General features: G+C 69.1%; 9 protein-coding genes. 4 read left to right on the top strand and 5 right to left on the bottom strand.

What is annotated here, in order from left to right; translation table 11 throughout:
• Positions 1–200: 200 nt before the first annotated feature.
• On the top strand, positions 201–407 hold the full coding sequence (locus ACNPNP_RS16430) for a cold-shock protein (RefSeq protein ID WP_033105552.1): 207 nt from the start codon (positions 201–203) through the stop codon (positions 405–407).
• A 69-nt stretch (positions 408–476) separates the two neighbouring features.
• On the opposite strand, the gene ACNPNP_RS16425 is transcribed toward ACNPNP_RS16430, so the two are convergent.
• From ACNPNP_RS16425 to ACNPNP_RS16415, 3 genes are read right to left on the bottom strand one after another with little or no spacing between them, the layout of a single operon-like run.
• Entirely contained in the window at positions 477–1145 is a 669-nt protein-coding gene (locus ACNPNP_RS16425) for an HAD hydrolase-like protein (RefSeq protein ID WP_448967099.1), read from the bottom strand.
• A 38-nt stretch (positions 1146–1183) separates the two neighbouring features.
• On the bottom strand, positions 1184–1879 hold the full coding sequence (nucS, locus tag ACNPNP_RS16420; RefSeq protein ID WP_448967098.1) for an endonuclease NucS: 696 nt from the start codon (positions 1877–1879) through the stop codon (positions 1184–1186).
• 9 nt (positions 1880–1888) lie between these two features.
• On the bottom strand, positions 1889–2728 hold the full coding sequence (locus tag ACNPNP_RS16415) for a GAP family protein (RefSeq protein ID WP_448967097.1): 840 nt from the start codon (positions 2726–2728) through the stop codon (positions 1889–1891).
• Between the two features lie 108 nt (positions 2729–2836).
• On the opposite strand from ACNPNP_RS16415, the gene ACNPNP_RS16410 reads away from it, so the two are divergent.
• Together ACNPNP_RS16410 and ACNPNP_RS16405 are read left to right on the top strand one after the other, a co-directional pair.
• Positions 2837–4027: a sensor histidine kinase gene (locus tag ACNPNP_RS16410; protein WP_448967096.1), complete on the top strand. Its 1191-nt coding sequence runs from the start codon at positions 2837–2839 to the stop codon at positions 4025–4027.
• Positions 4024–4671 (top strand): response regulator transcription factor, encoded by a 648-nt coding sequence (locus tag ACNPNP_RS16405; protein WP_448967095.1) that lies wholly within the window; start codon positions 4024–4026, stop codon positions 4669–4671. Before ACNPNP_RS16410 ends, ACNPNP_RS16405 begins: the two co-directional genes overlap by 4 nt.
• A gap of 3 nt (positions 4672–4674) precedes the next feature.
• On the opposite strand, the gene ACNPNP_RS16400 is transcribed toward ACNPNP_RS16405, so the two are convergent.
• On the bottom strand, positions 4675–5901 hold the full coding sequence (locus ACNPNP_RS16400) for an MFS transporter (RefSeq protein WP_448967094.1): 1227 nt from the start codon (positions 5899–5901) through the stop codon (positions 4675–4677).
• A 58-nt stretch (positions 5902–5959) separates the two neighbouring features.
• Between ACNPNP_RS16400 and ACNPNP_RS16395 the strand changes: the two genes are divergently transcribed.
• Positions 5960–7036 (top strand): LacI family DNA-binding transcriptional regulator, encoded by a 1077-nt coding sequence (locus tag ACNPNP_RS16395; protein ID WP_448967093.1) that lies wholly within the window; start codon positions 5960–5962, stop codon positions 7034–7036.
• A gap of 19 nt (positions 7037–7055) precedes the next feature.
• On the opposite strand, the gene ACNPNP_RS16390 is transcribed toward ACNPNP_RS16395, so the two are convergent.
• On the bottom strand, positions 7056–8567 hold the full coding sequence (locus tag ACNPNP_RS16390) for a hypothetical protein (protein WP_448967092.1): 1512 nt from the start codon (positions 8565–8567) through the stop codon (positions 7056–7058).
• Between the last annotated feature and the right edge of the window lie 111 nt (positions 8568–8678).

Genomic DNA, 8678 nt, shown 5'->3' with positions numbered 1-8678 from the left:
GTCTTTGGCCCCCACCGCCCCCCCCGGGGTGTGGGCCGCACTCTTTTCCGCGCCAGGCCGCCTCTGTGCCGCCGGCGTGACGCTCATGCAACATTTGGGTTACCTTCTGCCCCGGGCTATTCCGCTCCAGCGCTGCACAGATATTGTGGGCATCGTCGGGGCACCCTGCGTCGACACACATTTCAGCAGAACGGCAGTACATGAGTACCCAAGGCACGGTCAAGTGGTTCAACTCGGAGAAGGGCTTCGGCTTCATCTCCCCCGATGACGGCGGCGCTGACGTCTTCGCGCACTACTCCGCCATTGAAGCAAGCGGCTACCGCTCACTCGACGAGAACCAGCGCGTCGAGTTCGAGGTTGCACAGGGCCCCAAGGGCCTGCAGGCCGAGAACATCCGCCCCATCTGAGGCGATAACACAGCACTCTCCGCCCCGGCGTGCGTAAACAGCGTGCACCGGCGGGGAGTGTTGTGCTCTCTACGGCAGCAGCAGCGTTCGCAGTGCGTCGGCATCCGCGACGCGGTAGGCGGCCGAGTCGCCCTCCGAGGCGTCTCCGAAGCCCCATTCCGCGAAGATGACCGGGATGCCCTGCTCGGCTGCGCCCTCCACATCGTGGTGGCGGTCGCCGACGAGCACGGGTCGTGAGGTGTCGACGCCGGCTGCCGTCAGCCGGTCCATCGCCCATCCGACGACGTCGTACTTGCTGTCGCTGCGCCCGATCGTGCCGCTGCGCGCGCCTGAGACGGCGGCGAAGAGCCCGAGCAGATCGTTGTGCTCGAGGATCGCGATGACCTGGTTCTCGGGCTTCGTGCTCGCGGTCGCCTGCGGGATGCCTGCCGCCGCGACCGCGCGGATGATCTCGGGGACTCCGGGGTAGATGTCCACCGAGGCCGCGTAGCCGTCGCGGGCGGCGAGAGTCCGGTAGCGGACCAGGGCATCCTCGGCCTGCGTGGCGCTCAGCCCCGCCAGGCTCTGGAACGACTCGTACATCGGCGGTCCGACCCATCGGGGCAGCGATGCGGGGTCGGGTGCCGGCTGGCCGAACGATGCCAGCACCTCGAGGAGACGGGGGAAGATGCCCGGCGTCGCATCGGCGATGGTGCCGTCGACATCCCAGAGCACGCACGAGAAAGGGGAGTGAGGCATCCCTCCAGCCTATGGGCAGTCGACGCAGCGTCAGCGCGTCAGAACAGCCGCGGTACCCCTGACTCGATGCCCTTCATGTCGTCGTAGTCGAGCACCAGGCAGCGGATGCCGCGGTCCTCGGCGAGCACGCGGGCCTGAGGCTTGATCTCCTGGGCGGCGAAGACGCCCTGCACAGGCGCGAGGTGCGGATCGCGGCCCAGCAGCTCGAGGTAGCGGGTGAGCTGCTCGACGCCGTCGATGTCGCCGCGGCGCTTGATCTCCACGGCGATGGCCGCTCCCGAAGCATCCCGGACCATCAGATCGACCGGGCCGATCGCCGTGGGGAACTCGCGGCGAACGAGCGTCGCGCCCTCGCTGATGCGATCGACCTGCTCCGCGAGCAGGCGCTGCAGGTCGGCCTCGACGCCGTCCTTCTGCAGACCGGGATCGATGCCCAGCTCGTGCGCGGAATCGTGCAGCACTTCGTAGATCTGCACGCGCAGCGCGTCTCCGGTCTTCTTGTGCGTGACGCGCCACACGTCGATGACGCCGGCGCTGGCCTCTTCCTCGCCAGGGACCTCTGTGACGAGAGTGCACGGCGGGCTCATCCAGTTCAACGGCTTGTAGCTGCCGCCGTCCGAGTGCACGAGCAGGCTTCCGTCGCCCTTGTGCACGAGCAGACGCGTCGCGAGGGGGAGGTGGGCGTTGAGTCGACCCGAGTAGTCGACGGAGCAGCGGGCAATGACGAGGCGCACCCGTCGAGCCTAACCGTCGATCGAGTCGAGGATCCCCAGTCCGAGGTCGAAGAGTCCGAGTTCGACCGCCGCTGCGCGCGCGATGAGGAATCCGAGGATGCCGATGATCCACGCCGTGTTCTCCGCGCCGGTCCGCTGCATCCAGTCGGCAAGGCGCTGCAGTGGTCCGGTGATGACGGGAGCGGCGACGATGCGCAGAAGCAGGAGGATGAGCGCGGGAACGATCATGACGAGGCAGTAGCCGACCAGTGACACGACGCGTGCCGGCGTGTCGAGACCGGCGTCCGCGAGCATCGTCATCGCGACGATGTACGGCAGCATCGTGGCCACCTCGACCAGGCCCGCGGCCACGGCGACCGACATCAAGGCGGTGCGCGTCGCCTGCGGGGCGAGCAGGCGATCACGCCAGCGCATGATCCTGCCGGGTGCCCGGGGCTGTTCCGGCGCGGGTGCGAAGGCCGCAGGGTCCGGCGTCGCGAAGCCCTCGAGTGAGGAGGAGGCCGACGCGGAGACCGGCTGCTCGGCTTTCTTCCTGGACGACGAGGGGATGAGGAACGACGCCACCAGCAGTCCGACGCCCACGACGAGTCGGATGATGGTGCCGGCGGGGGACGAGAGGAAGTCCGACGCGACGTCGACCACGTTGACGAGGCCCCAGAGGAACAGCAGCCCGACGGCGAGGTAGAACGCCGCGATCGTGGCGAGGTAGAGCAGCACTCTGCCGATCCGCACCTTGCCGGGGCTCAGCAGGAGGAAGACCGGGATGAGCAGGGTGCCGATGCTGAGGCTGTCCACGAGCGCGAGGACGGCGAGGGACAGCAGGAGGGGTGCGCCGGCGAAGAGTTCCATGCGTCCACCGTGTTCCATGTCCGCGGACAGCGGATCGGGCGAAGGTCGCGACGTCCTCTCATCCTTTGGTCGGATGCGGCAGTGCGCACGACGTGATTGCATGAGGTGATGCAGCAACAGGCGACCGAGCGATTCGGCAGCTGGTACCGCCGCACGAGGTGGATCGTCGATCCGATCGCGATGGCGCTGCTGGCAGTGGTGATGGCCGCCCTGGGGTTCCGGTCGGTCTGGACGCCGTTCTCGTTGCTCGGCACCGATGTCTCGGCCTGGTGGGCTCTCGCGCTCGCTCTGCCGGCGTGCGCACTGGCCGTGCTGAAGTACCGGGCCCCGATGCTCGTCCTCGCGGCGGTGTCCGTGCTGTTCGTGGCCGATCTGCTCACCGTCGGGGGGATCGGAACCCTCGTCGTCCTGCTGGATGTGCTGTGGAGGGCGGCATTCGTGGCCGGCGCCGGCGCGCGGCGGATCCTGCTGGTGCTCCTCGGGGTCGCCACGCTCGCCCTGTCGGCCGCAGCCCTGCTGCTCGCGGATGCTCCTCTGCCGGTCGCCTTCCTCATCGCCGTGCAGTTCGGGGCGATCTTCGGGACCGACTACTGGTGGGCGGTGGCGGTGGCGCAGGCGAACGAGCTCGCCGAGCTGCACCGGCAGCGCGCCGAAGCCGCTGAGCGCGAGGCGGAGCGCGATCGCTCGGAGGCCGTGCTGCGCGAGCGGGAGATGATGGCGCGCGAGCTGCATGATGCGGTCGCCGGACATGTCATGGCGATGGCGATCCGTGCCGAGGCCGTGCTGTCGACGCCGCCGGACGAGGAACGCGATCGCGCGGCGTTGCAGGCCGTGCGCGATGCCGGACTCGACGCGCACACGGCGCTGCGCACCATGATCGCGGTGCTGCGGGGCGGCGCCGGTGAGCTGGCGCCCGCGCCGAGGATCGAGGATCTCGAAGGGATCATCGCGAACGCGCGGCGCACAGGGCTGCGCGTGGCGTCGACACCACTGCAGGAGGACCGCTTTCCCGTGCTCGTCGAGCAGACCATCGTGCGCATCGTGCGAGAGGCGCTGGCGAACTGCATCCGGCACGCGTCCGGAGCGGATGTCGACGTCGAGATCATCGCCGGCGACATGACAGTGTCGGTCCGCGTCGACTCCCGTGGCGGGACACCCGTCACGCACGCCGGCGGCAACGAATGGGGTCTGAGCATGCTCGGAGAACGGGTACGGGCACTGGATGGAACCTTCCGCGCCGGTCCGGTCGACGGGGGCTGGTCGGTGCACGCGGAGCTGCCGATCGGGGTTCCGGCATGACCTCGCCGACGGTACTGCTCGCCGACGATCACGCCGCCATCCGCGCGGGGCTGCGCATCATGCTGGAATCGCACGGGGTCACGGTCGTCGGTGAGGCGGCCGACGGTGACATCGCGGTGCGCAACGCCGCATCGCTCCGCCCTGACGTCGTCCTGATGGATCTGCGCATGCCCGGACGCGACGGGATCTCCGCGACGGGCGAGATCGTCGAGCGGGGTCTCAGCGAAGTGCTCGTGCTCACGAGCTTCGATGAGGACGAACTCGTCTTCGGGGCCATCAGGGCAGGTGCGGCCGGATTCCTGCTGAAGACCGCCGACGCGCACACGCTGGTCCAGGCGGTGAGCACTGTCGCCTCGGGGGACGGCGTGCTCGACGCACGTGTCACGCGGCGCGCGCTCGCCGCCATCATCAAGGCCGAGCACGGTGCCGCGATGGTGGCGGATGCAGTGGACGACACGGCGCTCACCGCACGCGAGCGGGATGTGCTGGACGGCATCCTTCAGGGATGGTCCAACGCGCAACTCGCGGAACGACTGATGATCTCCGTCCCCACGGTGAAGACGCACGTGTCGAACGTGCTGGCGAAGCTCGGAGCGGAGAGCAGATCGCACGCGGCGGCGATCGCCCGGACCCGAGCGCGCTGAGCCTTACTTCTTCGGCGCCTCGGCGTTCGAGTTCAGAGGGCGGGCGGCGCCGGATGCGAGACCGGAGGCCGCGACGAGCACGACCAGGATGAACAGGGTGTTCAGCAGGCCGATGTGCTCGCTGATCAGTCCGAGGATCGGCGGGCCGCCGAGGAACGCGACATACCCGATCGTGGCCGCCGCGCTCACGCGGGCCGCAGCCTTGGCCGGGTCGTCAGCCGCCGCCGACATGCCGAGCGGGAATCCGAGTGATGCGCCGATGCCCCACAGTGCTGCGCCGACGAAGACGAGGGGGAGTGAGGGGGCGATGATGAACAGCAGGATGCCGCCGGTTGCCGCCACCGCGAGGATGCGCAGCACGAGCACACGGCCGAACCTGTCGACGAGCGGTCCGCCGAAGATGCGCACCGTGGTCATCGCGACGGAGAACACCGTCAGGGCGGCCGCGCCCATTGCGGCGCCTCCGCCGTGGTCTTCGCTCATGCCGAGCGCCAGCCAGTCGTTGGCTCCGCCCTCTGCGAAGGCCATGCCGAGCATCACGACGCCGAGCGCGTAGGTGCGCGGCTCGCGCCACGCCGACATCGCCACGTGCATGCGTTCGCGCCAGTGCGGCTTGTCCCCCGACTCCTCAGGATCGAGCGTCGCGTCGCGGTTGGGCACGTTCGCGATGCAGACGAACGCGCCGACGAAGATGAGCACGGCGACGACGATGGCATGAGGTGCGACGGCGATGTGCCAGTTGGTGGCCGCCCAGCCGAGGCCGGCGCCGATCACCGTTCCGAAGCTGAAGAACGCGTGGAACAGCGGCAGGATCGTCTTCCCCGCCTCCTGTTCGATCGCCGTCGCCTCGACGTTCATCATCACGTCGAGGCATCCGTTGCCGTAGCCGAACAGCGCCAGGCCGATGATGACGACGGGGAACGATGCGAACAGCGTCGTGCCGACGCCGATCAGCACGAGGCCGATCGACAGCATGATCATCATCGACAGCATCCCCCGGCGTGCTCCCGTGCGCGCCATGACGGCGGGGCCCGTCGAGATGCCGAGGATCGACGCGATGCCCATCCCGAGCAGCAGCAGCCCGATCTGCGTGTTGTCGATGTCCAGCGCGAGCTTGATGTCCGGCACGCGGGAGGCCCAGGTCGCGATCGAGACGCCACTGGCGAGGAAGATCGCGAAGGTCGCGTTGCGCCAGCGCACGTACTGCGAGCGGGTGAGGGCGTAGTCCATGGAGAGAGCGTATCGAATCGATTCGATTTCGGGAAATGGTCCGGGTTATCCTCGAAGGATGACACCGTCTGCGCTCCCGCAATCCACTCCGCGTCGTGCGACGCTCGCGGATGTCGCCCGCGCGGCTGGCGTGTCGACGTCGACGGCATCGGTCGTCTTCAGCGGTGCCACGCGCGTGTCCGAGGCGACGCGCGAGCGTGTGCTCGCGGCGGCGGCCGAGCTCGAGTACGCGGGTCCCGATCCGCGGGCGGCCTCGCTGCGTCGCGGGCGGAGCGGGATCGTCGCCGTCGTCCTCGAGGGGCAGCTGCGCACCGCGTTCCTCGACCCGGTGACGATTCCGATGATGGACGGTCTCACCGACGGACTCGCCTCGCTCGGCGCCGGAGTGCTGCTGCTGCGCGACGAGCCGGGGGAGGGCGAGGTGTCGGCGTTGAGCACGGCACCGGTCGACGCGGTCGTGCTGATCGGATGCTCCGGACGAGCCCGTGCGTCATTGGAGATCGTGCGCGGCAGAGGCCTTCCGGTCGTCGTGATCGAAGGAGACGCGGGGGAGGGGATCCCCCAGATCACGCTCGACAACCGCGAAGCGGCGGCGGAGATCACCCGGCACGTCAAGCAGCTCGGCCACGAGCGGGTGGCTGCCGTGGGCCTGCCTCTGGACAGCGATCGCATCCGAGGCAGGGTCACGGATGACCGCCTGGCGCGAGCCACGATCGACGTCACGCTGGAGCGTCTCGCCGGCGCGAGGGACGTCTACCCGGACCTGCCCGCCATCTCGGCCGGGAGCAGCTCGATCGACGACGGGGTGATCGCGGGGCGGGCACTGCTCAGCGATCCTGTCACCCGTCCGACCGCGATCCTGGCGCAGAGCGACCTTCTCGCGGCCGGGGTGATCCGTGCGGCGGAAGACCTGGGCATGCGCGTTCCGGAAGACCTGAGCGTCGCCGGCTTCGACGGCATCAGGGTCGACGGGATCGGGCCGCACATGCTCACCACCATGGTGCAGCCGGCTGCAGAGAAGGGCAGAGCGGCGGGGGAGCAGGTCGCGCGGATGCTGCGCGGCGAGCCCGCATCGTCGCTGCACTTCACCTGCCGCTTCCGGGCCGGAACGACGACGGCTGCGCCCGCGGTCTGACGCCGGTCGAGCGCCGACGTCAGGCGCGGGCGGGCCCGAGAGGCAGCTCGACGGGCGTGAAGTCGTGGATCGTGTACTGGCCGCAGGGGATCACGGCGGTCGGGAGCGCATTGGTTCCCAGCGCCCAGGGTGAGCTCTGCGAGTCCTCGACGAGGAAGGTGACCTTTCCGACGTCGAAGTCCGAGCGGTTGATGAGCCATGCGTAGGCGTTCAGCTGATGATCGACCTGGACGAGCTGAGACGGGTCATCGAGGTGCAGCTTCGGCAGGCGCACCGTCCAGAACTGGCCTGCGCCGGTCTGCCCGGATGCCGTGATCCAATCGTTCACGCACGCGAGGTCGGCATTCGGATGCTGTGCCGCGGCTGCGACACGGGGAGCACTGACGCCCGCACCGACGACCAGCAGCACACCCGCGCCGGCGGTCGCGGCAAGAGCGGCACGACGTGGCACGCGCAACGCGCGAGGTGAGGCGACCAGCGCGAGGACGGGCGCGAACGCCACCGGCTCGAGATACCGGGCGGCATGTGTTCCGAGCGCGACGGCTCCGACCGTCACGAGCACCGGGAGCAGCCAGGCCGCCGTCGCCACGATCCGAGCGCCAGGAGTCCGTGCACGGAGCGACCGCACGACCGCCAGCAGCACAAGGCCCACCAGCATCAGCGTGCCGACCGCGCCGAGGGGAGTGGACAGCCGCTCGCCGAGAAGGCCGCCGTAGTAGGCGACCGATTGCGGCCACAGCGTCGGCTGCGCATAGGCGGATCCGTCGTTGGCAATCCATTCCGAAAGTGGAATGCGGGCGACGAAACCGACCGCGGTGCCGCCGATGAGCCACGTGAGCAGCCGCAGGGCCTGTTCGCGGGAGCGCTGATACACCGCGGCGAGAGCGAGGATCACGCTCAGCGGCACTGTCGCCCACGCCGCGTAGAGCGGATTCGAGAGCGTGGACACGACTGCGACGACGCCGAGTAGCACGTACAGCAGTCGCGGTGGCCGACCGGTGCTGTCGAACACCCGCCGCACGATGCCGACGCTCACGAGGACCGCGATCACCGTGGCCGAGTAGTACGTCGTGGTCGCGAGCAGTGACGCGAGCTCGAGCGAGTCCCGAGAGGCGGACGTCTCGGTCATCGCGACGAGGCCGAACACACCGACCGCGAGAACCGACCAGACGACCGGTGCGGTGCCGCCGCGCCGGCGACCGGCGGCCAGACGGACAGCGCCGTACAGTGCCGTCAGGTTGAGGACGGCGTTGATCACGAAAATGGCATTGACGTCGAGAGCGAACACGCTCCCCAGCATCCAGAGCAGTGCGAAGACCGCGATCTCCGGCAGGAACAGGACGCTCGACATCACCCAGTCGAAGGATTCCCCCTCGGCCACTGAGCGCACGAGCAGCGCGACGACCAGTGAGTCACTGTCTCGCAGCAGCAGATCCGCTCTCGCGGTCGAGGCGATCTGGGCGACGGTGACGACGGCGATGAGGGCGGCGGCGAGCCAGCCGCTCAGTTCGCGGACCCACGTCTGTCGCATGTCCACCACTCTTTCATGCATGGTTGTGCGCCGAACGCGGAACTCTCACGACGGATGAGCCGGTAAACTCGTAGAACGCCCGCCCGCCTGTGCCGCAAGGCCTCGACGAGC

The sequence above is a fragment of the Microbacterium xerophyticum genome, from assembly GCF_053543555.1.
This window is presented reverse-complemented; position numbering and strand designations above follow the sequence as displayed.